Genomic DNA, 24,290 nt, shown 5'->3' on the forward strand with positions numbered 1-24,290 from the left:
CACGCTCCACCTGGAGGTACCGGCATGACCAGCATTCCCACGCGCCGACTCGGATCACTGACCGTCTCGGCGCAGGGGCTCGGCTGCATGGGGATGAGCCACGCGTACGGCGTCTCGGACGACACGCAGTCGATCGCGACGATCCACCGTGCCCTCGACCTCGGCGTCAGCCTGCTCGACACCTCCGACTTCTACGGCGCGGGCCACAACGAGGAGCTGATCGGCCGCGCGCTCGCCGGGCGGCGCGAACAGGCCGTCGTCGCCACGAAGTTCGGCTTCGCCAACCGCCTCGGCGAGCCCGCGCAGATCAGGGGCGACGCGGCGTACGTGCACCAGGCGTGCGACGCCTCGCTGCGACGCCTGGGGGTCGACCACATCGACCTCTACTACCTGCACCGCGTCGACCAGAACGTGCCGATCGAGGAGACCGTCGGCGCGATGGCCGAGCTCGTCGAGGCCGGGAAGGTGCGCCACCTCGGACTCTCCGAGGCCAGTACGCGCACGATCCGGCGGGCGCACGCCGTGCATCCCATCGCCGCGCTGCAGAGCGAGTGGTCGCTGTGGACGCGGGACCTGGAGGCGGAGATCGCGCCGGTCTGCCGGGAGCTGGGCATCGGCCTCGTGCCGTTCTCGCCGCTCGGGCGCGGCTTCCTCACCGGGCGCTACACCTCCGTGAACGGCCTCCAGGAAGGCGACATGCGGCGCGGGCAGCCGCGGTTCGCCGACGGGAACCTGGAGCGGAACCTGCCGATCGTGGCCGCCCTCAACTCCCTCGCCGACGAGAAGGGCGTCACCGCGGGGCAGCTGGCCCTGGCCTGGGTGCAGCACCGCGGCGACGACGTGGTGCCGATTCCGGGCACGCGCCGGGAGAAGTACCTCGTGGAGAACCTGGGCGCGCTCGACGTCGAGCTCTCCCCCGACGAGCTCGCGGCGATCGACGCGGCGGCCCCTGCGGAGGCGGTCGCGGGCACGCGTTACGACGAGGGCAGCCTGGCCATCGTCGACAAGTAGACACGGCGGGTGGGCGGGCACGTAGCCTGCCGGTATGCCTTTCGCGGATGAGCCGGCCGACGCGGCGATGGTGGGGAGCGCACCGAGCGCCGCCCACCACGCCGTGCCGGACGTGCTGGCGTACCTGGCCGGGTCGTGGACGGTGGAGCGGACCGCGCGGGACCTGGCGGGGAACGCGGAGGGGCACTTCACGGGGACGACGGCGTTCATGCCCCTGGACGACGGCGAGGGTCTCCTGCACCACGAGTCCGGCACCTTCACCTGGCGCGGCACCGCCCGCCCCGCCGAACGCACCCTGCGCTTCCTGCCCGGCGACGAGCCCGGCACCGCCCGCGTCACCTTCGCCGACGGCCGCCCCTTCCACGACCTGGACCTGCGCACCGGGCGGCACACCGCCGACCATCCGTGCGCGCTCGACCTCTACCGGGGCGAGTTCGAGGTCGACGACGCACGGCACTGGCGGACGCGGTGGCGCGTGGCAGGACCCGCCAAGGACCTGATCCTCACGACCGCGTACACGCGGCACGTCACTGGCGGCCCAGTGCCATCCATATCGTCGGGTCCTCGATACCCCTGAACCCGACCTTCTCGTACACCCCGTGCGCATCGGCCGTGGCCAGCAGAATCCGCCCCAGACCGCACGGCTCCAGGTGGTCCCTGACGGCGGTCACCAGCGCACTCCCCAGGCCCTTGCCGCGCACCGCCCGGTCGACGTACACGTCGCAGAGCCAGGCGAAGGTCGCGTGGTCCGTGATGACGCGTGCGTACGCGACCTGCTCGCCCGAAGCCGTTTCGTAGAGCCCGAAGTTGAGCGACCCGGCGATCGCGCGGTCCTGCTTCTCGCGGGGCCGCCCCCTCGCCCAGTACGCGTCCGTGGAGAGCCACTGATGGATGCGGGCCGCGTCCAGGCGGGCGGCGTCGGTGGAGATCTCGTACCCGGCGGGGAGGTCGTACGCTGCGTCGGTCATGACCGCAAGGCTCGCAGGCGCCACGGCACTTCGTCAGCCGGACACCCCCCGCACCGCGTCAGCCGGACACTCCCCGCACCTCGTCGCACGCCCTGCGAAGCCTGCGCACCCCCTCGCCGATCTCCCCCACCCCCGCGACCGCGGCGAAGCTCAACCGCAGGTGGGCCGCCGTGGGTTCGGCCGCGAAGTACGGGCGGCCGGGGGCCACCGCGACGCCCGCGCGCAGCGCCGCGCCCACCAGGTCCGCCTCGTTCGTGCCGTCGGGCAGGCGCAGCCACAGGAGGTAGCCGCCCGCGGGGACGTGCGGCAGGGCGAGTTCGGGCAGCTCCAGGCGCAGGGCCGCCGTCATCGCGTCCCTGCGGTCCTTCAACTCGCCCGCCACCTGGCGCAGATGGCGCGGCCAGGCCGGGGAGCCGACCAGTTCGAGCGCCGCCTCCTGGAGCGGTCTCGGCACGAAGAAGTGGTCGACGACCTGGATCGCGCGCAGCCGCTCCAGGACAGGGCCGCGGGCGGCGAGCGCGCTCACCCGGAAACTGGGCGACGTGGCCTTGGTGAGCGAGCAGACGTGCACGACGACACCGTCGGGGTCGTCGGACTGGAGCGGCCTGGGCAGCGGGCCCGCGTCCTCGTGGACGAGGCGGCGCACGAAGTCGTCCTCGATGACGAAGGCCCCGGCCTCGCGCGCGATGCGCAGCACCTCCGGGCGCCGCTCCGCCGAGAGCACCGCACCCGTCGGGTTCTGGAACAGCGGCTGGCACACGAAGACCCGCGCCCCGGTGGCCTTGAACGCCGCGGCGAGCAGCTGGGGCCGTACGCCGTCCACGTCCACCGGCACCGGTACCGGCCGCAGCCCCGCCGCGCGGGCGATCGCCAGCATGCCGGGGTAGGTGGGCGACTCGACCAGGACCGGCGCACCGGGCGGGGCCAGGGCCCGCAGCGCCGTGGTGAGCCCGCTCTGGCCGCCCGCGGTGATCAGCACCTCGGCGGCCGTGATCGCGCCGCCGATGCCGCGCGCGAACCACTCCCGCAGTTCGGGGAGCCCGTCGATCGGGGGCCTGCCCCACGCGCCGGGGCGCCGCCCCGCCCGCGCCAGGGCCGCCGCCATCGCGCGCTCGGGCTGCAGGGAAGGGTGCAGATAGCCGCCGTTGAACTCGATAATGCCGGGCGGCGGCGCCGCGAGCGTGACCAGGACCCCGGAGGCGTCCACCGCACGCGGCACCAGCTCCGTGGCCGCGTCCGCGCTCAGCGACACCTCCTGCCACGAGGTGTCCCCCGCAGGCGCCGCGGCGGCCTGCGACTCGGCGCGGAAGACACCGGCGCCGGGCCGCGAGACGACCAGGCCCTCGGCGGCCAGCTGCCCCAGGGCCCGCGACACGGTCACCGGGCTCACCCTGAACCGATCGACCAGCGCCCGGCTCGACGGCAGCTTTCCACCAGGTGAGTAGCGGTCGAGCTCACCCCGCAACTGTTTTGCCAACTCAGCCACACTGCTACCCTCATGCATGACAGCACAGGATAGCGCTACTCGCCCGAGTCGGATAGCAGTCACCATCGCCACGGGCCCGCGGGAAGCCCCGGCCGCACCGGTCGGCGCCCCCCGGCACGGCTCCCGCCGCGGCGGCACCGTCATGGCCGCGCTCGGCGTCATCGCGTTCTCGCTCACCTTCCCCTCCACCGCCTGGGGCCTCGAAGGCTTCGGCCCCTGGTCGTTCGTGGCCCTGCGCTGCGCCCTGAGCGCGGTCATCGCGGGCGGCGCCCTGCTCGCCCTGCGCGTACCGCTGCCCGCCCGCCGCCACTGGCCCGGTCTCGCGGTCGTCGCCGCCGGAGTCGTCATCGGCTTCCCGCTGCTCACCACGCTCGCCCTGCAGACCTCCACCACCGCCCACGCGGCCGTGGTCGTCGGCCTGCTCCCGCTGACGACCGCCGTGTTCTCGGCGCTGCGCACCGGGGCGCGGCCCTCGCGGATGTTCTGGGCCGCCGCCCTCACCGGCGCGGCGGCGGTCATCGCGTTCACCGTGCAGCAGAGCGGCGGCGACCTGTCCACCGCCGACCTCTACCTCTTCGCCTCGCTGCTCATCTGCGCCGCCGGCTACACCGAGGGCGGCCGCCTCGCCCGCGAGATGCCGGGCTGGCAGGTCATCGGCTGGGCGCTGGTCCTGTGCCTGCCGCTCGCCGTGGTGGGGGCGGCCGTCGCCCTCCAGCACGAGCCCTTCCAGCTCACCGGCCACAGCACCGCCGGGCTGCTCTACGCAGCCATCGGCTCGCAGTTCCTCGGCCTGGTCGTCTGGTACCGCGGGATGGCGGCGATCGGCGTCCCCAAGGCCAGCCAGCTCCAGCTCGCGCAGCCGCTGCTCACGCTGGTCTGGTCGGTGTTCCTGCTCGGCGAGCACCTCACGGTCGCGGCGCCGCTGACGGCCGCCGCCGTCCTCGTGTGCATCGCGGTCACCCAACGGGCGCGCGGCTAGGCGCCGACGGCCGGGGACCGGCTCCCGCCACCGGACGTAGACTTGCCGCCACGGAAGGCAACCGCAGGGTGGGACGAGGAGGTCGCTCCAGATGCGTGCAACCGTAGGCGACGAGCTGGTGCTGCACGGCAGGATCGTCGGCCAGCACGACCGGATCGGGCAGATCGTCGAGGTGCTCGGCGCGGACGGCGGACCGCCGTACCGCGTCCGCTTCGAGGACGGTCACGAGACGCTGATGTCACCGGGCCCCGACACTGTCGTACGACACCAGGACCCGGCTTCGTAGCTCCCGAGCTTCCGACGGGAGACCGGATCAGCGGGGCGGCCTGGCCCGCTGCTGATAGTGGTCGGCGACCACGCGCGCCATCGCGCCGATCTTGTCCACGCCCACTTCCTTCGCCGAGAAGTACACGTGCCCGCGTGCCTGCGGGAACCCCTTGGCGAACGTGAGGTGGCGGGACAGCTCGGCGGGGTCGTGCCAGGGTGCCGCCTGCGCGGGGTCGCCCGCCTTGTAGAGGGCCTCCCCCACGTACAGGCGCACGCCCGTGTCCTTGACGACATCGGCCCACCAGGGCAGCAGCTTGCCGTAGTCCGCGACGGTGAAGCCGATGTTCCAGTAGAGCTGCGGGCAGATGTAGTCGAGCCAGCCCTTCTTGACCCAGCCTCGCGTGTCGGCGTGCAGATTGTCGTAGGTCTGCACGCCGGCCTGGGTGTCCGAACCGATCGGATCGGTCGAGGCGTTGCGCCAGACCCCGAAGGGGCTGATGCCGAACTGCACGTGCTTGCGCACCTTCTTGATCCGCGTCCCCATCTCGCGCACCAGGCGGTCGATGTTGTCGCGCCGCCAGGCGGCCCGGTCGGGGAAGTCGCCGCCGTAGCGCGCGAAGGCGTCGTCGTCGTCGAAGACCTGGCCCGCGACCGGGTACGGGTAGAAGTAGTCGTCCCAGTGCACCGCGTCGACGGCGTAGTGCCGCACGGCGTCGAGCATCGCGTCCTGGACGAAGCGCCGCACCTCGGGCAGGCCGGGGTTGTAGTAGAGCTTCCCGCCGTACGGCACGACCCACTCCGGGTGCAGCCGAGCGGGGTGCGTCGGGACGAGGCGTGAGGGGTCCGTGTGGTTGGCGATGCGGAAGGGGTTGAACCAGGCGTGCAGTTCAAGGCCCCTGCGGTGCGCCTCGGCCACGGCGGTGCCCAGCGGGTCCCAGCCGGGGTGCTTGCCCTGCACGCCGGTGAGGCACTCCGCCCACGGCTCGTAGGGCGAGGGCCACAACGCGTCGGCGGTGGGGCGCACTTGGAAGATCACGGCGTTCAGCCGGCGCCGCACGGCGGTGTCGAGATGGCCGATCAGCTGGGCGCGCTGCTCCGCCACCGTGAGGCCGGGCTTCGAGGGCCAGTCGCGGTTGGCGACCGTCGCCAGCCACATGCCCCGCAGTTCGCGGCGCGAAGGAGCCTTCCCGGGCACGGCCGCCGCGTCGCCCGCGGCTGTGAGCCCCGCCACCATCGCGGCTGCCGCCATCGTGAACCCTCGGCGTGACATACGCCTCATCCGCTTGCCCCCTGGCCTCTGTATCCGCCGGAACCGCAGTCTCTGGGGGACAGCATGCCCGACCCGGCACGTGATGCACCGGAGGTTCCGGAGTAACGTTCACCGCTGGGGCAGACGCCGCACCCGTACGGCGGCTGCCCGCCCGTTGATCAGCGAAAGGCACGAGGTGACCGACTCTATGCCCGACATCGAACGCGTCGGAGTAGTGGGCTGCGGCCAGATGGGCGCCGGGATCGCGGAGGTCTGCGCCCGCTCCGGACTCGATGTGAAGGTCGCGGAGACCACCGGCGAGGCCCTGGAGATCGGCCGCACCCGGCTGTACAACTCCCTCTCCAAGGCCGCCGAACGCGGCAAGATCTCGGAGGAGGAGCGGGACGCGACGCTCGCCCGGCTCAGCTTCACGACCGACCTCGGGGAGTTCTCCGACCGCGACCTCGTCATCGAGGCGGTCGTCGAGAACGAGGCGGTCAAGACCGAGATCTTCCAGGTGCTCGACCAGGTGGTGACGCGGCAGGACGCGATCCTCGCCTCCAACACCTCGTCCATCCCGCTGGTGAAGCTGGCCGTCGCCACCTCCCGCCCGGACGCGGTCATCGGCATCCACTTCTTCAACCCGGCCCCGGTGCAGCAGCTCGTCGAGCTGATCCCCGCGCTCACGACGTCCGAGGGCACGATCAGCCGCGCGCAGTCCATGGTCGAGAAGGTGCTCGGCAAGCACGCGATCCGCGCCCAGGACCGCTCGGGCTTCGTGGTCAACGCACTGCTCATCCCGTATCTGCTCTCCGCGATCCGGATGTTCGAGTCGGGCATCGCGAGCCGCGAGGACATCGACAACGGCATGGAGATGGGCTGCGCCCACCCGATGGGTCCGCTCAAGCTCGCCGACCTGATCGGCCTGGACACCGTCGCCTCGGTCGCGGACAGCATGTACGCCGAGTACAAGGAGCCGCTGTACGCCGCTCCCCCGCTGCTCCAGCGGATGGTGGACGCGGGCAGGCTCGGCCGCAAGTCCGGCTCGGGCTTCTACCCGTACGGCTGACGCCTGCACGCCTGACACGTCCGCGCCGGACACGACTCACACCGGCACCCGGCACTTCGCACCGCACGCGGGCCCGGCACTCGATCGAGTGCCGGGCCCGCGGCGTTCACACACCGTGTGCGCCCTGGGCTCGCATATGCCCTTCGCACACTCTCCCGTCCTGGCCACCAGGCGAGTTGACTTTCCGTGCGCATCAGGGGGATGGACAGCTACAGAAAGGAACGCAACTGTGACCGCCGACCCCGAACCTCGCGTGGTCCCCGAAGAACTCGCCGAGTTACGCCGAAGCTTGGACGTGGGTCTCGCCCGCGTCGACGGACAGCTGGCGTTGCTCACCCAACATGACGAACAAAGCGTCAAGAATCAGGATGAACTGACCGTACGGATCGCAGCACTCGAGCACACACGCTGGCCGCTGCCCGCCCTTCTCGCCCTGACGGCGGTAGGTGCGCTCGCCGTGGCAATCTGGCAGGCCATCGGCCGTTAGTGCGCGTCCTGGCCAAGACGCAGGTGGTGCAGGAGCAGGAGCGCCGCCGCCATGTTGGCGGCCGGCACTTCACCGCGGGCCACCATGTCAGGGACGAGTTTGAGTGGGACCCATTCACGGCGGTCGGACTCGAAGTCGTCCTCGGGATGACCGATGTAGGTGCACTCATCCGACCAGTAGATGTGGTGCACGGCGTCGGTGAGCCCATTGGACGGCTCGACACTCATCAGGTGTCGTAACGGGCCCGGCCGCCAGCCGGTCTCTTCCTCCATTTCCCGGGCGGCCGCGTAAGCGAGCTCCTCCCCGTCCTCGACGACACCCGCGGCCAGTTCCCAGCCCCAGCTGTCGGTGATGAACCGGTGCCGCCACAGGAGCAGCACCTCGTTGGCCTCATTGACGACGGTGGCCACGGCGACGGGCCGCAGCCGTATCAGGAAGTGGTCGAGGTGCCGGCCGTCGGGCAGTTCGACATCTGCCAGATTGACCGTGAACCATCGATTTCCATACACAGTTTGTTCGCTTTGTTTCGTCCACTGCACGGTTCTGCCACCTTCCGCCGAGTAGATGGCAATATCGCAGCAGGAGGGTGTTCAGAGCAGCGTGTGAACGACGTCGGGGTTCAGTGCTCGCCGTGTGTTGTCGCCGTCGTACGCGCGGTGCGCATCACAGGGGTACGCGCAGCGCCCCGTCGATGAGTTCGGCCGCCTCGGCCGTGCCCGCGCAGTCGCTGCGTACCAGGTGTTCCCGCACGGCCCGCAGCCGGTCGCGCAGCCGTTGGGACTCCATCCCCCGTGCCTGTTCTGCCATTTCCACCGCCGTGGCCACGGCCTCGTCGGTGTTCCCCTGGCGCAGTTCGATCTGGCTGAGCATGGCGAGCCGATGGACCCGGCCCCGGTCGTGAGCCGGCGTGTCCACCGCTGCCGCCGCGTGCTCGTACGCACCCGTGAGGTCGCCGAGGCTGAGCAGCGCCTCCGCCACTTGTACGTTGACGAGCCCGGGCTGGACATACCCGGTCTCGTCCGGCTCGCGCCCACGCCGGATGCGGTCCGCCGCGCCTTCCGCACGCCGGATGCAGGACAGCGCGCTGCTGCCGTCGCCCAGGTGTGCGTACGACTTGGCCTGCATGGCGTAGAGATCGGATGCCAGGGCCGGGGTGAGCTCGCGCCCCGCGGCGCGCAGCGCGGCCTCCGCGAAGGCCACCGCCTGGCGGTATTCGCGCATGAAGAGCGACTGGTTGACCAGGAGCGCGATGACGTAGGCGCCAAGTCCCCTGTCTCCGCTGGCCTTCGCGAGACGCAGGGCCTGGTGGAAGTAGCGCTGGGCCAGGCCGTGGGCGTCCGAGTCGTAGGCGCAGATGCCCGCGATGGCCACCAACCCTCCGGTGGATCTGTGCAGTTGGCGTCCCGTCTCGTCCGTGTAGCTGCCCCGCAGCAGGGGCGCGGCCTCCGCGTTGAGGAAGCCGACGATGCGGGTGCGGGTCGCGATGCCGCCGGTCTTGCGGTACATCTGCTCGTAGTGGGCGCGGGCCGCGCGCATCATGTCGATGTCCGCGGTGCTGACCTGATGCCGGCCGCCGCGGGAGACGTCCACGTCCTCGGGCGGGTTCTCCCACTCCCACACGGGCATCACCGCGGGCGTTCCGGTGACGGCGGGGGCGCCGAGCAGATGCGGGCGCTGCTGTTCGTCGGAGCGCCACAGGGCGGTGGCCCGCTCCACGAAGCCGGACAGCGTCGAGGCCACGGACCCTGATCCCGCGACCGGCAGGCCCGGCACTCCGAGGCCGATGTCGTCCAGGGTGACGGTGCGCTGGAGCCGCCCCGCGAGGACCTCGCAGATCAGGTCGGGCACCTGGCCGCGCGGACGCTGGCCCTTCAACCACCGCGACACGGCGGTGTGTTCGTAACGCAGGGCGAGGCCGCGCCTCTTCCCTGCCTGATTGACGTGGGCAGCCAGGCCCGCGTGGGAGATTCCCGCCTCGTCGAGGATCGCGTCGAGCAGGGTATTGGGCTGCATGGAGGCCCTCCGGTGGCTCGGTGTGGCCAGCGTAGTAGAGGTGACTTCACACGGGGTGTGAACGGAACGCCCGAATCCGGGGGGTGTGCGCTCTGCCGCCGCCACTCCCGTCACGCTTGACTGAGGTTCCTCACAAGGAGGCCGGCCGGGCCGCCGGCTCCCCCTCGAAAAGTGCGGCGGCCCTCACCGGCGCCGTCCGCCCCGCCGTCTGCCCGACACTCCTGGGCGGGGTCGGGCGGCGCACGGCCGGGGAAGGTTGACGGTGCGTCACGTCATGGTGCTCTGCCGACGCACCGTCTCCCCCTGCTGCTGGGGCACCCGTCGGCGGTCGTTGCGCAGAACCAGGAGCGCGGCGTCGTCGGCGGGCAACCGCCCGGTGTGACGCAGGAGTTGGGCGTACACCGAGCGGACCACCGTCCGGGGCGCGACCGGCGGGACCCGCACCGCTTCGGTGAGCGCCGCCCGGAGCGGGAAGAACCGCCCGGCCGCGTCCCTCGCATCCTCCATGCCGTCCGTGTGCAGCACGAGCGCCTCACCCGGAAGGAGCGGTCCACAGTGCAGTACGGGCAGTTCGGCGGGGAGCGGGAAGGGGCCGAGCGGCGGCAGCGGCTCCCCGCCGACCACCGGCTCGGCGTGCCCGCTCAGGCGGTACGGCCAGGGGTGACCGCAGTTGAGCGCGGTCATCTCGCCTTCGGGACTGATCTCCATCAGGAGTACGGTGACGAACTCCTCGGCCAGGGGGGTGTCCGGCGCGGCTCCGCCGCTCGCCGGATGCTCGGCCCGCGCCCGCTCCCGCAGATGCCGCCCCAGGGCGCGCTCCAACTTCCTGAGCACGTGCGGCAGTTCCACCTCTTCGTACGCCGCCTCGCGGAAGCAGCCGAGGACCGCGGCGGCCGTGCCGATCGCGGTCAGGCCGTGCCCGCGCACGTCGCCCATGACGACGCGGACGCCGTGATCGGTGGCCGCGACCTCGTACAGATCGCCGCCGACGGAGGCGCCGCGGGACGCGGAGAGCCGCCCGGCCGCGACGGTCAGGCCCTCGACACGGGGCGGCAGCGGGCGCAGCAGGACGTTCTGCGCGGCGCCCGCGATCTCGCGCAGCTGGCGCAACTCCCGCAGCAGCGTGCTGCGGACGTGCCATATCAGGCCGGTGCCGACCGCGAAGAAGACCGCGCTGGTGGCGATCCGCGCCCCGATGCCGTCCTGCTGGGCGAGCGGACAGACGAGTTTGTACGTGATGGCGGCCGCGCCCCACACCGTGGGGAGGCCGAGCGTGAGGACGCGCCGGATCCGCGGCGGGTCCATGCGCGACACCCTCGCCCGGGCCCGCGCCCGGAAGCGGGTCGGGCCCCTTGCCCGGAACCTGGTCCGGCCCCTCGCCCGGAGCAGCACCCGACGGGGAGCTCCAGCCCTCATACGGATCATGCCGACGGCCCCCCTAAGGCCCTGTTCAGCGTGCAGGCCGCGCAGGCCGCCCAGAGATCACGCTCCTGCGGCCGGATTGATTCTGTCGACCGCCTGAGCCAATCGGGCCAGAGAGGGCTTACTTGTCACTCAAACGAGTGAAGGGCGTACCCGGAGGTCCGGATACGCCCTTCTTTGCGCCTCTTGTGCGCCTGGCGGCGACTACAGGCGGTGACTACGCTCCGCGCAGCACCGCGCCGGTCCGCTCGGCCGCCAGCGCGACGGCCGCGTCACGGGCCGCGGAGGCCTCGTCGACGGTCAGCGTGCGGTCGGCAGCGCGGAAGCGCAGCGCGTACGCGAGGGACTTCTTGCCCGCGCCGACCTGATCGCCGGTGAAGACGTCGAACAGGCGGATGGACTCCAGGAGTTCACCCGCGCCCTCGCGCAGCACCTTCTCGACGTCGGCGGACGGGACGCCCTCGTCCACGACGAGCGCGACGTCCTGCGTGGCGACCGGGAAGGTGGAGATCTTCGGCCCCTGCGGGACACCGGAGCTCGCGTCCTCCAGGCGGTCCAGGTCGAGCTCCATCGCGCAGGTGCGCGCGGGCAGACCAAGGGCCTTGACGACGCGCGGGTGCAGCTCGCCCGCGTACCCGATGACCTGCTCGGCACCGTCGATCACGACGGCGAGCTCGGCACACCGGCCCGGGTGCCACGGGCCGTACTGGCCCTGGCGCACGAGCAGTTCGGTGCCCGACTCGGCGGCCAGGGCGCGCGCGGCCTGGACCGCGTCGGCCCACTCGGACGGACGGCCCTTGCCCCACCAGCCGGCCTGCTCGCGGGCGCCCGCGAGGACGACGGCGGCGTGCCGCGGCTGGACGGGGAGCGCCTCGGTCAGAGAGGCGATCTCCTCGTCCGTGGGACGGCGGTCCACCGGAAGCCGCACCGCGACCCGGGCTTCGTCACGCGGCTGGAAGACCAGCCCCGTCTCGAAGAGCGCCAGGTCGTGGCTGCCGCGGCCTTCGTTGCGGCGCAGCGCGCCGAGCAGGCCCGGCAGCAGCGTCGTACGAAGAGCGGGCTCCTCGTCGGAGAGCGGGTTGACCAGCTTCACGACCCTGCGCTTGGGGTCGCCGGGCTCCAGGCCCAGCTGGTCGAAGACCTGCTCGCCGATGAACGGGTAGTTCGGCGCCTCGACGAAACCGCTGCCGGCGAGCGCGCGGCCGATGCGGCGGTGCAGCCGCTGCCGGTCGGTCAGGCCGCGGCCCGCGGGGGGCTTGGGCAGCGTCGAGGGGAGGTTCTCGTACCCCTCGAGCCGGATGACCTCTTCGGCGAGGTCGTTCGGCTCGGCGAGGTCGGGACGCCAGGACGGGACGGTGACGGTCAGGGCGTCCTGGCCGTAGACGTCGCAGCCAACCTCCTGAAGACGGCGGACGACCGTCTCGCGGCCGTACTCCACACCGGCGACCTTGTCCGGGTGATCGGCGGGCATGCTGATCGTGTGGGGCGCGGAGGGCGCGATGACCTCGGTGACCCCGGACTCGGCGGTGCCGCCCGCGAGCAGGACCAGGAGATCCACCGTGCGCTGCGCGGCGGCGGAGGCGGCCTGCGGGTCGACGCCGCGCTCGAAGCGCTTGGCCGCCTCGGAGGGCAGCTTGTGGCGCCGGGCCGTGCGGGCGATGGAGATCGCGTCGAAGTGCGCGGCCTCGATGACGACGTCGGTGGTTCCGGCCGCTTCCTCGTGGTCCGCGATCTCGGTGTTGGCGCCGCCCATGACGCCCGCGAGGCCGATCGGGCCGCGGTCGTCGGTGATGACCAGGTCCTCGGCGTCCAGGACGCGCTTGGCGCCGTCGAGCGTCGTGAACTTCTCGCCCTGCTCGGCACGGCGCACGCCGATCGTGCCCTGGATGCGGGAGCGGTCGTAGGCGTGCAGGGGCTGGCCGAGCTCCAGCATCACGTAGTTCGTGATGTCGACGGCGAGCGAGATCGGGCGCATGCCCGCCTTCTGCAGACGGCGCTGCAGCCAGATCGGCGAGCGGGCCTCGGGGCGGAGCCCGGTGACCGTGCGCGCGGTGAAGCGGTCGCAGCCCATCGGGTCGGAGATCTTGACCGGGTAGCCGGAGGCGTTCGGCGCGGGCACGTCCAGGAGCGCCGGGTCGCGCAGCGGCAGGCCGTACGCGATGGCGGTCTCGCGGGCGACGCCACGCATCGACAGGGCGTACCCGCGGTCGGGCGTGACGGCGATGTCCAGGACCTCGTCGACCAGTTCGAGCAGCTTGATGGCGTCGGAGCCGGCCTCGTGCTCGGGCGGAAGGACGATGATGCCGCCGCTTCCGTCGTCGCCCATGCCCAGCTCGTCGCCGGAGCAGATCATGCCGTGCGAGGTCTTGCCGTACGTCTTGCGCGCGGCGATCTTGAAGTCGCCGGGCAGGACGGCGCCCGGGAGCACGACGACGACCTTGTCGCCTTGCGTGAAGTTCCGTGCGCCGCAGACGATCTCCTGCGGCTCGCCGGTGCCGTTGGCGGAGCCGACGTCGACGGTGCAGAAGCGGATGGGCTTCTTGAACTCCGTCAGCTCCTCGATGGTGAGGACCTTGCCGACGACGAGCGGACCGGTGAGGCCGGAGCCGAGCTGCTCGACGGTCTCGACCTCGAGGCCGACCTCGATGAGCTTGGCCTGTACGTCACGGCCGGTCTCGGTGGCGGGGAGATCGACGTACTCCCGCAGCCAGGAAAGCGGGACCCGCATCAGATCTCCATCCCGAAGGGCCGGGTGAACCGGACGTCACCCTCGACCATGTCTCGCATGTCTTCGACGTTGTGGCGGAACATCAGCATCCGTTCGATGCCGAACCCGAAGGCGAATCCGCTGTACTTCTGGGGGTCGACGCCGCAGGCGGTGAGCACCTTCGGGTTGACCATGCCGCAGCCGCCCAGCTCGATCCAGCCCTCGCTGCCGCAGGTGCGGCAGGGGCGGTCGGGGTTGCCCACGGACTCGCCGCGGCAGACGTAGCAGACCATGTCCATCTCGGCGGACGGCTCGGTGAACGGGAAGTAGTTCGGGCGCAGGCGCGTCTTCATGTCCGCGCCGAAGAGCGACTGGACCATGTGGTCCAGGGTGCCCTTGAGGTCGGCCATGGTCAGGCCCTCGTCCACGGCGAGCAGCTCGATCTGGTGGAAGACCGGGGTGTGCGTCGCGTCCAGCTCGTCCGTGCGGTACACACGGCCGGGGCAGACGATGTAGACGGGCGGCTCGCGGCGCTCCAGGAGCGCGCGGGCCTGCACCGGGGAGGTGTGGGTGCGCAGCACGACACCGGACTCGTCCCCGTCCGTACCCTTCGGGCCCTGGACGAAGAACGTGTCCTGCATCTGCCGGGCCGGGTGGTCCGGGGTGAAGTTCAGGGCGTCGAAGTTGAACCACTCCGCCTCGACCTCGGGGCCCTCCGCGATCTCGTAGCCCATGGCGACGAAGACGTCCGCGACCCGCTCCATGAACGTGGTCAGCGGGTGCCGGGCACCGGCCGGGACGCGGTCGTACGGCAGCGTGACGTCCACCGCCTCCTCGACGAGCACCCGGGCGTCGCGCTCGGCCTCGAGCTCGGTCTGCCGGGCGGCGAGCGCCTTGCTCACGGCGCCGCGCGCCATGCCGACGCGCTTGCCGGCCTCGGCCTTGGCCTGCGGGGGCAGCGCGCCGATCTCGCGGTTGGCGAGGGCCAGCGGCGAGGTGCCGCCGGTGTGCGCGACCTTGGCCTCCTGGAGCTGTTCGAGGTCGCCCGCGGCGGCGAAGGCGGCGAGCGCCTCGTCCCGCATGCGCTCGATCTCTTCAGGTTTCAGTGCCTCGACCTCAACAGGGTCGTACGACTTGTTCGGTGCCGACATCTCTTCCCGTGCTTCCGGTTGGCTGGTGATGGTCCCCGTCTACGACTCGGAGACGAATCGTCCACATAGGGGGACGCAAACGTGCCAAGGATCGAGTCTAACGGGGGTGGCGCAGGTGAATGAGCCCGCGGGCGGTGCTCGGGCGGATCAGAGGTGATCAGTGCAGCTCGGTGATGATCACAGGAGGTACGCCGGAGTGCTCACGGGCAACGTAAATCGGAACTGGGCGCCGCCGCCGGGCGCGCGGCCGACGGTGATCGTCCCGCCGTGCGCCTCCACGATGCCCTTCACGATGTACAAGCCGAGTCCCGTCCCGCCGCGCTTGCTGCCCCGCCAGAAGCGGGTGAAGACGCGGCCCATCGATTCCTCCGGAATGCCGGACCCCTCGTCGCTGACGGTCACGGCCGTTTCGGCCCCGCCCCGCTCACGTGGGGACGAGGAGGGTGCCACGTCGATGGTGACAGTGCCCTCGCCGTGCCGCACGGCATTTTCCAGCAGGTTGCTGAGCACCTGGTCGATCTTGTCGGGGTCGGCCCAGCAGTCGGGCAGCGGCCGCTGTATCCGCACGAGGAAGCGATCGGCGTCCTGGCCCGAGGCGACGTGGGCCTGGATGTGGCGGCCGACGGCGGCGCCGATGTCCACGGGCTGACGGCGCAGTTCGAGGCGCCCGGAGTCGATCCGTGAGATGTCGAGGAGCTCGGCGATGAGCCGCGTGACGCGGTTGGCGTCGGCGTCCACCGTCTCCAGCATCAGTTTCTTCTGGTCGTCGGTGAACCGCTCCCACTTGGCGAGCAGCGTCGCCGTGAAGCCCTTCACGGAGGTGAGGGGCGAGCGGAGCTCGTGGGCGACGGTGGCGATCAGCTCCGCGTGGCTGCGCTCGGTGCGGCGGCGGGCCTCGGTGTCGCGGATGGAGACGACGACCCGGCGGACGGGGCCGGTGGGCGCGGTGCGCACATAGCGAGCGGAGACGAGGACCTCGCGCCCGCCGGGGAGCAGCAGATTGCGCTCGGGCTGGGCGAAGCGGGTGGCGAGGCCGCCGTACGGATCGGTCAGCCGCCACCAGCGGCGGCCTTCGAGGTCCTCTAACGGGAGCGCCTGGTCCAGCGGGGCGCCCAGCGCGTCGGCGGCGCGGACGGCGGTGATGCGCTCGGCCGCGGCGTTGAAGCAGATGACGTGGCCCGTCTCGTCCGCGACGACCAGGCCGTCGGGGAGGTCGTCCGGGTGGATGCCGAGCCCGCCGCCGAGGTCACCGAGGGCGCCATGGTCCGCGCGAGTACACAGGATGTCCTGTACTCCCGGTGATCTGCTCGTGCCGATGCTCATTCCCCGTACCCCACCTCTCGGACCGGCGCAGGAGGCCTCCGAGCCCGTCACCCTACTAGCTGGGAGTGACGGAACGGCACCCTCCAGCCGCACGCTGTGCACGGGCGGACGCATAGAGGCACACGGCCGCCGCCGTAGCGAGGTTGAGGCTTTCGGCTCTGCCGTGGATCGGAACGCGCACCACGGCGTCGGCGAGTGCGCGGGTCTCCTCCGGGAGCCCCCAGGCCTCGTTGCCGAAGACCCAGGCGGAGGGGGTGCCCATGGCGCCCTTGTCGAGCTCGTCGTCGAGGTCGTCCTCGCCCGCCCCGTCGGCCGCGAGGATGCGTACGCCCGCGTCCTTGAGCCCCTGGACGGCCCGCTCGACGGGTACGCCGACGGCCACGGGCAGATGGAACAGCGAACCGACCGAGGCGCGCACGCACTTGGGGTTGTAGAGATCCACGGAGGCGTCCGTCAGGACGACCGCGTCGGCTCCCGCGGCATCCGCGCAGCGCAGCACGGTGCCGGCGTTCCCGGGGTCACGGACGTGCGCGAGGACGGCGACCAGCTTGGGCCTGGCGGCGAGGATGCTCTCGAAGGGGGTGTCGACGAACCGGCAGACGCCGACGAGCCCCTGGGGCGTGACGGTGGTGGAGATGTCGGCGATGACGTCCTCGTCCGCCAGATGCAGCCGGGCACCGGCGGCACGGGCCTCGCCGACGATGTCGGCGTAGCGCTCGGCGGCCTCGACGGTGGCGAACAGCTCGACGAGCGTGTCGGCCGTGTCACCGTACGCGGCGGCCTCCCGCACGGCCTGCGGCCCCTCGGCGAGAAACAGCTGCTCCTTCCCCCGGAAGTTCCGCTTGGCCAACCGCCGTGCGGCGCTGACGCGCGGGGACTTGGGGGAGATCAACTCGGGGCTGGCGGGCATCAAGTCACTTTCGTGCGTGTACGGAACGGGGTCGAGGGCCCCGTCAGGGGCGCGGGGAACTGCGCGACAAGCCCTCCACGACCCGCGGTCGACGGACGGCGGACGCAATCGGACCCGCAAGCCACAGGCTTGCGGGTCCGGTCACGTTCAGCTCAACGCAAGGCTTAGGCGGCAGCCTTGGGCGCGTTGACGTCCGACGGCAGAGCCTTCTGCGCAACCTCGACCAGCGCGGCGAACGCGTTGGCGTCGTTGACGGCCAGCTCGGCGAGGATCTTGCGGTCCACCTCGATGTTGGCGGCGTTCAGACCCTGGATGAGGCGGTTGTACGTCATGCCGTTCTGGCGGGCAGCGGCGTTGATGCGCTGGATCCACAGACGGCGGAAGTCGCCCTTGCGCTTCTTGCGGTCGTTGTAGTTGTAGACCAGGGAGTGGGTGACCTGCTCCTTGGCCTTGCGGTACAGGCGCGAGCGCTGGCCGCGGTAGCCGCTGGCCGCTTCGAGGATCGCCCGACGCTTCTTGTGGGCGTTGACTGCCCGCTTGACGCGTGCCACTTGTTAACTCCTTGTAGCGGGGCCGTGGTTGGACTCACACGACCCGGTATCGATTGGGTCCCGGTTCAGAGTGCGGGCGCGGTGTGCGCCCGGACTCACTTGCCGAGAAGCTTCTTGATCTTCTTGGCGTCGCCCGGGGCCATCTCGGCGTTGCCACTGAGGCGACGCGTCAGACGGGACGACTTGTGCTCGAGCAGGTGGCGCTTGCCGGCGCGCTCACGGAGCACCTTGCCGGAGCCGGTGATCTTGAAGCGCTTGCTGGCACCGCTGTGCGTCTTGTTCTTCGGCATAGCGCCGTTCTCTCCTCGTCATTGGCACTCCCTGCCGTTTCCGGTTCCTGCGAACCGTGGGCAGGGAGCGTCAGATCTATCGGTTGTCGTTCAGGGCGCGCGTGGGAGGCGCGTCCTGAATCAGGCCTCTGCAGGCTCCTCGGCGGGCGCCTCGACCTCGGCGGCGGCCTCGGTGGGCTCAGCCTCCTCGGCCTCGTCCGTGCGGCCCTGTCGCTCGGCCTTACGGGCGGCCTGGGCCTCGCGGGCCTCGGCCATGGCTTCGGTCTTCTTCTTGTGCGGACCGAGGACCATGATCATGTTTCGGCCGTCCTGCTTCGGGTTCGACTCGATGAACCCGAGGTCTTCGACGTCGTTCGCGAGACGCTGCAGCAGTCGGTAGCCGAGCTCCGGCCTGGACTGCTCGCGACCACGGAACATGATCGTGATCTTGACCTTGTCGCCCTGCTTGAGGAACCGGACGACGTGACCCTTCTTGGTGTCATAGTCGTGCGGGTCGATCTTCGGCCGGAGCTTCATCTCCTTGATGACCGTGTGCGCCTGGTTCTTGCGCGCCTCACGGGCCTTCATGGCCGACTCGTACTTGAACTTCCCGTAGTCCATGAGCTTGCACACGGGCGGACGGGCGGTCGCCGCCACCTCGACCAGGTCGAGGTCGTACTCCTGTGCGAGCTCCAGGGCCTTGGCAAGCGGAACAATCCCGACCTGCTCGCCGCTGGGACCGACAAGTCGCACCTCGGGAACGCGAATCCGGTCGTTGATGCGGGGCTCGGCGCTGATGGATCCTCCTCGGTAGCACCACGCGGCGGTCTGGCGGACAGCCGCGTTACGTCTGTTATCTCGACCAACCGAGTGGGTGCATAAAAAATGCCCCAACCGATCACACGAAGGGGCTCCATTACTACCGGAGCACCTCCGCGATGATCGCGGGGCGCGTCTTCGGGCCTGCCGTAGTCTCGGGGACCGCGGCTGCCTGACCGGTGACCCGCCGCTCCGGGGAGCGACTAGGTGGGAAGCGGAGCCTCCACTTGTGGGCCGGGTCTCTGCGTGGCACGCGAGTGTCCGGCCGGTCGTTACACAAGGTTAGCAGCTCCACGGGGGTGGGGCTAACCAGCGGCGCTCACGGATGCTCACGGCCTCCCGCGGCTCACCCCGCGTGGGGCTCCGCATATCGTGTGGGACATGAGCGACGCGACCCCCACCCCCGAGTCCGCCACCGGCGCGGCCTCCGATTCCCCCGACTTCGACACCCTGACCCGTGACATCGCGGACGTCCCCGCGGTCGAGGTGATCACCACGGTCGCCGTCCACCTGATGAGCGCCGCGGCCGTGAACCTGGGCCTCGCCGAGGGCGGCGAGGGCCACAAGGACCTGGACGAGGCCCGCAAGCTGATCCACTCGCTCGCCGGCCTGATGGACGCGAGCGCCACGGAGATCTCCTCGTTCCACGCGGCCCCGCTGCGCGACGGCCTGAAGTCGCTGCAGCTGGCCTTCCGCGAGGCGTCCGAGGTGCCGGACGAGCCGGGTCAGGGCCCGGGCGAGAAGTACACGGGCCCGGTCTTCGGCTGACCCCTCAGCCTTCGCGTACGTAGAAGGGCTCGCCCGGTGGCGTCGCCCCGGCCGGCAGCAGTGCCAGGTCGAGGCCGCTCACCAGGCGGGCCCTCAGTGTTTCGTCGGCCGCGATGTGCCCGGCGACGCGCTGGGCGGCTTCGGCCGGGTCCGTCGCGGGGTCGAGGACGAGTGCGAGGGTGCCGTCCGCGGCGCCCGCGCCGAGATGGGCGCGCAGGACGGCCGGCTCGGCGGCGACGGCCGCGCGCACGGCGGCCGTGACGGCGGGGTCGGCGAGCGGGTCCCGGGTGTGGCGGCCTTCGGAGAGGGCGATCAGGGCGGGTCGATTGATCTCGTAGGGGACGGGTCCCGCGAGGTCGAGCACGATCGTGTCGGCCTGCTCGTGGGCCGCGGCCTGGAGCGCCTGGTTCAGGGGGACGGCGACGGGCCGGGCCTGCGGGTCCCACAGCGCGAGCGCCCGGGTCGAGGTGAACGCGGGCAGTGCCTTGCGGTCGCCTGCCTTCAGGGTGGGGACCGCCATGTCGCTGGACTTCTCGCGGCGCAGTCCGTTCTCGTCCTCCTCGACCTCGCCGAGCACGGCGACGACGGGGACGAGCAGCCGGGCGCCGGTGAGGGCCTCCAGGACGGGGCCGTGGGCCGTGCGGTCCTCGGCCCACGCGGCCAGGGCCGCGGTGAGCCGGGGGTCGGCGGACCCGTCGTCGTCGGAGAAGCCGGGGTCCGGGATGTTCTTGTTCGCCACGGTCACGACCCTATCGACCGAGGTCCGGGAGCTGTCGAGCGGTGCCGGGGCGGGCTCCCCGACGGCCCCGCCAGAGGTAGACCCCCGCCACCAGCAGGGCCACGCCGAGCCCGCCCGCGACCGGGCCCACCCAGCCCGCCGGGCCGTCGTCGCCCCGGTCCGCGTCCGGCCCCGGGCCGAAGTACTTCTTCCCGTACGCAGCGGAGTTCAGCTCCCGCGGCTTCTTCTTGCCGCCCTCGGCGATCGCGGCGGCCGGGTCGATGAAGCCGAAGCCGTGCGAGTCGTCGCGGCCGCCGCTGGGGACGTCGCGGGCGGTGTCCTCCAGGAGCTCCTTGATCTGGGCCGGGGTCAGGCCGGGGTGGGCGGCGCGGATGAGGGCGACGGCGCCCGAGACGAACGCCGAGGCGGCGCTGGTGCCCCAGCCCTCGTAGTACTCGCGGTCGGGGTCGGCGATGACGATCTTCTTGCCGGGGGCGCTGACGGTGGCGTACCAGCGGCGGGTGGAGAAGGAGGCGCGGTCGCCGTTGCGGTCGACCGCGGTGGCGGCGATGACGCCCGGATAGGCCGCCGGGTACGAGATGTGGTCGCCGCGCTCGCCGCCGTTGCCCGCCGACGCGACGACGACGGCGCCCTTCTTCAGGGCGTACTGGACGGCGGCGTCCTCGGCGGGTTCGGGGTGGGCGGACTTGGAGTCGTCGCCCAGGGAGAGGTTGATGACGTCGGCGCCGTGGTCCGCGGCCCAGCGGATGCCGTCGGCCAGCGCGTTGCCCCGGGTGTTGCGGGCCTTCGAGCGGTCCGGGTCGCCGTCCTCCAGGATCACGCGGATCGGCAGGATCTTCGCCTCCGGCGCGATGCCGACCACGCCGTCGCCGCGGCCCGCGCCGTGTCCGTGGCCCGCGATGATGCCGGCCATGGCGGTGCCGTGCCGGGCCCAGGGGCGGTCGCCCTTCTGCGCGCCGAAGCCGACCATGTCCTTGCCTTCGAGGACGCTGCCGGTCAGGTCGGGGTGGTCACGGTCTATGCCGGTGTCCAGGACGGCGACGGTGATGCCCTTGCCCTTGGTGGTCTGCCAGGCCTGGCTGGTGTGCATGGCGTCGAGGGCCCACTGCTGTGCGCGTATGCCGTCGTCGGCGTGCGCGGTGGCGGGCAGCAGGGCCAGTGACGCGGCGAGGGCGGCGACGGCCGTCCGGCGGATCTTCATCAGGACGTCTCCGTGGCCGCGATGGTCTTGCGCAGCCGCCGCTCGACGCGGTCGGCGATGCCCTTCGCCTCGTTGCCGAGGCCCGCCTGGGCCGCGGCGGTGGTGGCGGAGGTCTTCATGGCCTCTTCGGCGGGCTCGGGTTCGGTGACCGTGCGGCCGTCGGCGAAGCCGGAGACGGAGAAGGCGACGACGGGGGCGTCCGGGAGCACGGACACGGTCCAGGCTGCGCGCTGGGCGTCGCCGAAGTCCGCGGCAGGGGTGCCCTTGGCCGCGTACGGCCGCGGCATCAGGTCGGGGCGCCGGTCGAGGCCTTCCTCGGTGAAGCGGGTGCGCAGGGAGCGCATCGCCTCGGCGTCGGCCTTGGTGAACAGCAGGCCTACGGTGGTGACATGGCTGCGGGTCGCGTCCGTGTACGTGGCGCGCAGCAGCCGCAGGCAGCCCGCCGGGGCCAGTGCCTTGCGCAGGAGCGGGTCGAAGGCGCTCTTGCAGGTGCTGTCGGGGGCGACGGCGACGCGGGTCCAGGTGCGGTCGGCTCCGCCGGGGCCCGCGCCCTCCCCCTTCATGGTGACCGGGAAGAGCCGGTCGACGGGCACGCTGTGCCAGAGCTCGCCCGCCACGGCGTACGCGTCCCGCGTGGTGCTCGTCCCTTCGGCGCCCCCGGTCAGCCAACTCCCGGTGGCCGCGCCCCCGATGAGCCCGAGGCCGAGCACGACACAGGCAGCGGCGGCGGTCACGCGGGGCTGGACCCAGGTGCGGACGGGGCGCAGCCGCGTGGTGCTGTCGTCGTAGAGCGCGGGCCGGGCGAACGACACGAAGGGCCGTCCGGCCCCGGGCCCCGGGGTCAGGTCGACGGCGCCGACCGCGCGGCGGGCGGCGGTGGTTCGGGGGGAAGGCGCGGGGGCGGAGGCGGACATGGGCCTGGGCGTGTGGGCGTGCGCGTGGGCGGGCCTGGCCTCGGAGGCTGTCGACGCAATCGACGCATCGGACGCGGGTATGTCCGACGGCGGCAGCGGCGGCATCGGCGGGCGGAGCGGGAAGTCCACGTCCGGGGCAGGAGAGCGCGGAACGCGGCTCGGCGCAGGGCCGGAGGTCCGCGCGCGCGTCCGTGTCATCGCCGACGGCGGCGGAGTGTCCGGGAACCGGGCCGAAGCGGGCGGCGGAGGCGGATCGTCCAGCACCTCGGCGGCAACGTCGCCCTCGTCGTCCGAACCCTCCGGCGATGCGACGGGCTCGGGCCTGCGCACCCGGTCGAAGGGCGCAAGAAGATCCCCGAGAAGAGACTCCCGATCACCGTCGACGACCGGAGGGTCAACCGGTGGCGACGGCACGGAACCCTGCCCGTCCCCCACCGGATCACCCGTCGGCGGACGGCGGTCCGGGAAGCGCGCGGATGCGGCGGGCGCCGGGGCGGAGGTTTGGTCGTCCGGGGGTTCCGGGGGTGGAGCGGGTGGGTCCGGGAAGGGGGTGGACGCGGCGGGCGGGGCCGACGGTGGGGGTGGTGCCGTGGGACGTGGCGGGACGGGAGCCCGTCGCGCTTCCGTGCTCATGCACCCCCCGTTTCCTCGCTCTTCTGCGCGTAACTCTAAGGGCAGATTCCGGTCGCGCGGGAACCAGTCCGCACCCCCGGGCGATCTGCCCGGATCATCCCCCTACCCTCGGGTAATCCCGTCTGGCAGGCTTCGGCCATGACCTCCCGTGCAGCAGACCGGGCCCGTTACGACCGGGCCACCGCACACCTCGACGCCCCCGTCGCGATCGTCGATCTGCAGGCATTCGACGCCAATGCCGACGACCTCGTGCGCCGCGCCGGAGGCAAGCCGATCCGGGTCGCGAGCAAGTCCGTGCGCTGCCGGGCGCTCCTGGAACGCGTCCTCGCCCGTGACGGTTTCGCCGGGATCATGTCCTTCACGCTCGCCGAGTCCCTGTGGCTCGCGCGGTCCGGCTTCGACGACGTGCTCCTCGCCTATCCCTCGGCCGACCGCGCCGCCTTCGCCGAGCTCGCCGCCGATCCGAAGCTCGCCTCCTCGGTGACCGTGATGGTCGACGACCCGGCGCAGCTGCGGCTCATCGACGAGGCCAGGAACGGCGGTCGCGAAGAGGTGCGCGTCTGCCTGGAGTTGGACACCGCCTACAAGATCCTCGGCGGACGCGTGCGGATCGGCGCCCTGCGCTCGCCCCTGCACTCCCCCGTCCAGGTCGCCGCACTCGCCCGCGCCGTGGCCCGGCGGCCGGGCTTCCGGCTCGTGGGCGTGATGGCGTACGAAGGGCATGTGGCGGGGGTCGGTGACGCGGTCGCCGGGCATCCCGCGCGCTCCCGGGCCATCCGGCTGATGCAGGCCGCCGCCCGCAAGGAGCTGGTGGCGCGGCGGGCGGAGACCATCCGCGCGGTGCGGGCGGTCGCGCCCGACCTGGAGTTCGTCAACGGCGGCGGCACCGGCAGCGTGCAGCACACGGCGGCCGAGCGGGCGGTGACCGAGATCGCCGCCGGGTCGGGGCTCTACGTACCGCGCCTCTTCGACAACTACACGTCGTTCAGCGGGCGTCCGGCCGCGCTCTTCGCCCAGCCCGTGGTGCGCCGCCCCGGCGTGGGCACCGTGACCGTGCTCGGCGGCGGTTACCCCGCTTCGGGTGCCGCGGGACCCGACCGCTCCCCGGTGCCGTACCTCCCGGAAGGGCTGCGCTACGACCCGCAGGAAGGCGCGGGCGAGGTGCAGACCCCGCTGCTCGGCGCGCCCGCCGACGACCTGCAGATCGGCGACAAGGTGTGGTTCCGGCACGCCAAGGCCGGGGAGATGTGCGAGCGGTTCGACGCGCTCCACCTCGTCGAGGGCGACCGCGTGACGGCCACCGTCCCGACGTACCGGGGTGAGGGCCGCACGTTCCTCTAGACGGCCTTCAGGC

General features: G+C 72.0%; 24 protein-coding genes. 8 read left to right on the forward strand and 16 right to left on the reverse strand.

Features of this window, described 5'->3' with window-relative positions; translation table 11 throughout:
• Window positions 1–24: 24 nt before the first annotated feature.
• A complete protein-coding gene (locus ACIGXX_RS30705; RefSeq protein WP_399980443.1) occupies window positions 25–1,011 on the forward strand; it encodes an aldo/keto reductase in 987 nt (328 codons plus the stop codon).
• A 67-nt stretch (window positions 1,012–1,078) separates the two neighbouring features.
• Complete coding sequence (locus ACIGXX_RS30710; RefSeq protein WP_361463416.1) at window positions 1,079–1,588, forward strand: DUF6314 family protein; 510 nt, start codon at window positions 1,079–1,081, stop codon at window positions 1,586–1,588.
• On the opposite strand, the gene ACIGXX_RS30715 is transcribed toward ACIGXX_RS30710, so the two are convergent.
• Both ACIGXX_RS30715 and ACIGXX_RS30720 read right to left on the reverse strand, forming a co-directional pair.
• Window positions 1,539–1,979 (reverse strand): GNAT family N-acetyltransferase, encoded by a 441-nt coding sequence (locus ACIGXX_RS30715; RefSeq protein ID WP_361463200.1) that lies wholly within the window; start codon window positions 1,977–1,979, stop codon window positions 1,539–1,541. The two genes, ACIGXX_RS30710 and ACIGXX_RS30715, sit on opposite strands and share 50 nt — an antisense overlap.
• A 58-nt stretch (window positions 1,980–2,037) precedes the next feature.
• Entirely contained in the window at window positions 2,038–3,483 is a 1,446-nt protein-coding gene (locus tag ACIGXX_RS30720; protein ID WP_351164922.1) for a PLP-dependent aminotransferase family protein, read from the reverse strand.
• Here ACIGXX_RS30720 and ACIGXX_RS30725 point away from each other — a divergent pair.
• Together ACIGXX_RS30725 and ACIGXX_RS30730 are read left to right on the forward strand one after the other, a co-directional pair.
• Window positions 3,482–4,444 (forward strand): DMT family transporter, encoded by a 963-nt coding sequence (locus ACIGXX_RS30725; protein ID WP_351164923.1) that lies wholly within the window; start codon window positions 3,482–3,484, stop codon window positions 4,442–4,444. The genes ACIGXX_RS30720 and ACIGXX_RS30725 overlap by 2 nt on opposite strands.
• 91 nt (window positions 4,445–4,535) lie before the next feature.
• Complete coding sequence (locus ACIGXX_RS30730; RefSeq protein WP_351164925.1) at window positions 4,536–4,730, forward strand: DUF1918 domain-containing protein; 195 nt, start codon at window positions 4,536–4,538, stop codon at window positions 4,728–4,730.
• A gap of 27 nt (window positions 4,731–4,757) precedes the next feature.
• Here ACIGXX_RS30730 and ACIGXX_RS30735 read toward each other — a convergent pair whose 3' ends face one another.
• A complete protein-coding gene (locus ACIGXX_RS30735) occupies window positions 4,758–5,990 on the reverse strand; it encodes a glycoside hydrolase family 10 protein (protein WP_399980448.1) in 1,233 nt (410 codons plus the stop codon).
• Window positions 5,991–6,168: 178 nt separating this feature from the next.
• Here ACIGXX_RS30735 and ACIGXX_RS30740 point away from each other — a divergent pair, with 178 nt between their 5' ends.
• Window positions 6,169–7,029, forward strand: coding sequence for a 3-hydroxybutyryl-CoA dehydrogenase (locus ACIGXX_RS30740; RefSeq protein WP_351164927.1), 861 nt, complete (start codon window positions 6,169–6,171; stop codon window positions 7,027–7,029).
• Between the two features lie 229 nt (window positions 7,030–7,258).
• Window positions 7,259–7,516 carry a hypothetical protein gene (locus ACIGXX_RS30745; RefSeq protein WP_351164928.1) on the forward strand — a complete coding sequence of 86 codons (258 nt, stop codon included), beginning with the start codon at window positions 7,259–7,261 and terminating at the stop codon, window positions 7,514–7,516.
• Here the strand turns inward: ACIGXX_RS30745 and ACIGXX_RS30750 are convergent.
• The 10 genes from ACIGXX_RS30750 to infC all read right to left on the reverse strand — a co-directional run bounded on the left by ACIGXX_RS30750 (window position 7,513) and on the right by infC (window position 18,660).
• Window positions 7,513–8,055, reverse strand: a complete 543-nt coding sequence (locus ACIGXX_RS30750) for an NUDIX hydrolase (RefSeq protein ID WP_351164929.1) — start codon at window positions 8,053–8,055, stop codon at window positions 7,513–7,515. The two genes, ACIGXX_RS30745 and ACIGXX_RS30750, sit on opposite strands and share 4 nt — an antisense overlap.
• A gap of 124 nt (window positions 8,056–8,179) precedes the next feature.
• Entirely contained in the window at window positions 8,180–9,529 is a 1,350-nt protein-coding gene (locus ACIGXX_RS30755; RefSeq protein WP_351164930.1) for a transcriptional regulator, read from the reverse strand.
• Between the two features lie 267 nt (window positions 9,530–9,796).
• The gene (locus tag ACIGXX_RS30760; RefSeq protein ID WP_361463197.1) at window positions 9,797–10,834 is read right to left on the reverse strand and encodes a PP2C family protein-serine/threonine phosphatase; all 1,038 of its coding nucleotides are present in this window, start codon (window positions 10,832–10,834) and stop codon (window positions 9,797–9,799) included.
• Between the two features lie 334 nt (window positions 10,835–11,168).
• Window positions 11,169–13,679, reverse strand: a complete 2,511-nt coding sequence (pheT, locus tag ACIGXX_RS30765; protein ID WP_361463195.1) for a phenylalanine--tRNA ligase subunit beta — start codon at window positions 13,677–13,679, stop codon at window positions 11,169–11,171.
• Window positions 13,679–14,809, reverse strand: coding sequence for a phenylalanine--tRNA ligase subunit alpha (pheS, locus tag ACIGXX_RS30770; protein WP_351164934.1), 1,131 nt, complete (start codon window positions 14,807–14,809; stop codon window positions 13,679–13,681). The genes pheT and pheS overlap by 1 nt, the downstream gene beginning before the upstream one ends.
• Window positions 14,810–14,986: 177 nt before the next feature.
• Complete coding sequence (locus ACIGXX_RS30775; protein WP_351164935.1) at window positions 14,987–16,132, reverse strand: ATP-binding protein; 1,146 nt, start codon at window positions 16,130–16,132, stop codon at window positions 14,987–14,989.
• A 55-nt stretch (window positions 16,133–16,187) separates the two neighbouring features.
• Window positions 16,188–17,042: an RNA methyltransferase gene (locus ACIGXX_RS30780; RefSeq protein ID WP_351164936.1), complete on the reverse strand. Its 855-nt coding sequence runs from the start codon at window positions 17,040–17,042 to the stop codon at window positions 16,188–16,190.
• Between the two features lie 164 nt (window positions 17,043–17,206).
• Window positions 17,207–17,593 (reverse strand): 50S ribosomal protein L20, encoded by a 387-nt coding sequence (gene rplT, locus ACIGXX_RS30785; RefSeq protein ID WP_351164937.1) that lies wholly within the window; start codon window positions 17,591–17,593, stop codon window positions 17,207–17,209.
• A gap of 95 nt (window positions 17,594–17,688) precedes the next feature.
• Complete coding sequence (gene rpmI / locus ACIGXX_RS30790; RefSeq protein ID WP_135330421.1) at window positions 17,689–17,883, reverse strand: 50S ribosomal protein L35; 195 nt, start codon at window positions 17,881–17,883, stop codon at window positions 17,689–17,691.
• Between the two features lie 120 nt (window positions 17,884–18,003).
• Window positions 18,004–18,660, reverse strand: coding sequence for a translation initiation factor IF-3 (gene infC, locus ACIGXX_RS30795; RefSeq protein WP_351165148.1), 657 nt, complete (start codon window positions 18,658–18,660; stop codon window positions 18,004–18,006).
• A gap of 402 nt (window positions 18,661–19,062) precedes the next feature.
• Between infC and ACIGXX_RS30800 the strand changes: the two genes are divergently transcribed.
• A complete protein-coding gene (locus tag ACIGXX_RS30800) occupies window positions 19,063–19,449 on the forward strand; it encodes a DUF1844 domain-containing protein (RefSeq protein WP_351164938.1) in 387 nt (128 codons plus the stop codon).
• Between the two features lie 4 nt (window positions 19,450–19,453).
• Here the strand turns inward: ACIGXX_RS30800 and ACIGXX_RS30805 are convergent, their stop codons facing one another.
• Genes ACIGXX_RS30805 through ACIGXX_RS30815 form a run of 3 tightly spaced genes read right to left on the reverse strand, consistent with a single transcriptional unit; the run spans window position 19,454 to window position 22,303 of the window.
• Window positions 19,454–20,188 (reverse strand): SseB family protein, encoded by a 735-nt coding sequence (locus tag ACIGXX_RS30805; RefSeq protein WP_399980461.1) that lies wholly within the window; start codon window positions 20,186–20,188, stop codon window positions 19,454–19,456.
• Window positions 20,189–20,198: 10 nt separating this feature from the next.
• A complete protein-coding gene (gene mycP, locus ACIGXX_RS30810; protein ID WP_351164940.1) occupies window positions 20,199–21,389 on the reverse strand; it encodes a type VII secretion-associated serine protease mycosin in 1,191 nt (396 codons plus the stop codon).
• A complete protein-coding gene (locus ACIGXX_RS30815; RefSeq protein ID WP_351164942.1) occupies window positions 21,389–22,303 on the reverse strand; it encodes a hypothetical protein in 915 nt (304 codons plus the stop codon). The genes mycP and ACIGXX_RS30815 overlap by 1 nt, the downstream gene beginning before the upstream one ends.
• A gap of 771 nt (window positions 22,304–23,074) precedes the next feature.
• Between ACIGXX_RS30815 and ACIGXX_RS30820 the strand changes: the two genes are divergently transcribed.
• Window positions 23,075–24,277, forward strand: coding sequence for an amino acid deaminase/aldolase (locus ACIGXX_RS30820; RefSeq protein WP_399980466.1), 1,203 nt, complete (start codon window positions 23,075–23,077; stop codon window positions 24,275–24,277).
• Window positions 24,278–24,290 lie beyond the last annotated feature (13 nt).

Origin of the sequence: Streptomyces sp. NPDC055243, assembly GCF_044544025.1 — a bacterium.
In the GTDB taxonomy this organism is placed as follows: Bacteria; Actinomycetota; Actinomycetes; order Streptomycetales; family Streptomycetaceae; genus Streptomyces.

Excerpts from the sequence above, each read along its gene's own strand:
- ACIGXX_RS30705 (WP_399980443.1), top strand. The coding sequence starts at position 25 with ATGACCAGCATTCCCACGCGCCGACTCGGATCACTGACCGTCTCGGCG.
- ACIGXX_RS30710 (WP_361463416.1), top strand. The coding sequence starts at position 1,079 with ATGGTGGGGAGCGCACCGAGCGCCGCCCACCACGCCGTGCCGGACGTG.
- ACIGXX_RS30715 (WP_361463200.1), bottom strand. The coding sequence starts at position 1,979 with ATGACCGACGCAGCGTACGACCTCCCCGCCGGGTACGAGATCTCCACC.
- ACIGXX_RS30725 (WP_351164923.1), top strand. The coding sequence starts at position 3,482 with ATGACAGCACAGGATAGCGCTACTCGCCCGAGTCGGATAGCAGTCACC.
- ACIGXX_RS30720 (WP_351164922.1), bottom strand. The coding sequence starts at position 3,483 with ATGCATGAGGGTAGCAGTGTGGCTGAGTTGGCAAAACAGTTGCGGGGT.
- ACIGXX_RS30730 (WP_351164925.1), top strand. The coding sequence starts at position 4,536 with ATGCGTGCAACCGTAGGCGACGAGCTGGTGCTGCACGGCAGGATCGTC.
- ACIGXX_RS30735 (WP_399980448.1), bottom strand. The coding sequence starts at position 5,990 with ATGAGGCGTATGTCACGCCGAGGGTTCACGATGGCGGCAGCCGCGATG.
- ACIGXX_RS30740 (WP_351164927.1), top strand. The coding sequence starts at position 6,169 with ATGCCCGACATCGAACGCGTCGGAGTAGTGGGCTGCGGCCAGATGGGC.
- ACIGXX_RS30755 (WP_351164930.1), bottom strand. The coding sequence starts at position 9,529 with ATGCAGCCCAATACCCTGCTCGACGCGATCCTCGACGAGGCGGGAATC.
- ACIGXX_RS30760 (WP_361463197.1), bottom strand. The coding sequence starts at position 10,834 with ATGGACCCGCCGCGGATCCGGCGCGTCCTCACGCTCGGCCTCCCCACG.
- pheT (WP_361463195.1), bottom strand. The coding sequence starts at position 13,679 with ATGCGGGTCCCGCTTTCCTGGCTGCGGGAGTACGTCGATCTCCCCGCC.
- pheS (WP_351164934.1), bottom strand. The coding sequence starts at position 14,809 with ATGTCGGCACCGAACAAGTCGTACGACCCTGTTGAGGTCGAGGCACTG.
- ACIGXX_RS30775 (WP_351164935.1), bottom strand. The coding sequence starts at position 16,132 with ATGAGCATCGGCACGAGCAGATCACCGGGAGTACAGGACATCCTGTGT.
- ACIGXX_RS30780 (WP_351164936.1), bottom strand. The coding sequence starts at position 17,042 with ATGCCCGCCAGCCCCGAGTTGATCTCCCCCAAGTCCCCGCGCGTCAGC.
- rpmI (WP_135330421.1), bottom strand. The coding sequence starts at position 17,883 with ATGCCGAAGAACAAGACGCACAGCGGTGCCAGCAAGCGCTTCAAGATC.
- ACIGXX_RS30800 (WP_351164938.1), top strand. The coding sequence starts at position 19,063 with ATGAGCGACGCGACCCCCACCCCCGAGTCCGCCACCGGCGCGGCCTCC.
- mycP (WP_351164940.1), bottom strand. The coding sequence starts at position 21,389 with ATGAAGATCCGCCGGACGGCCGTCGCCGCCCTCGCCGCGTCACTGGCC.
- ACIGXX_RS30815 (WP_351164942.1), bottom strand. The coding sequence starts at position 22,303 with ATGTCCGCCTCCGCCCCCGCGCCTTCCCCCCGAACCACCGCCGCCCGC.
- ACIGXX_RS30820 (WP_399980466.1), top strand. The coding sequence starts at position 23,075 with ATGACCTCCCGTGCAGCAGACCGGGCCCGTTACGACCGGGCCACCGCA.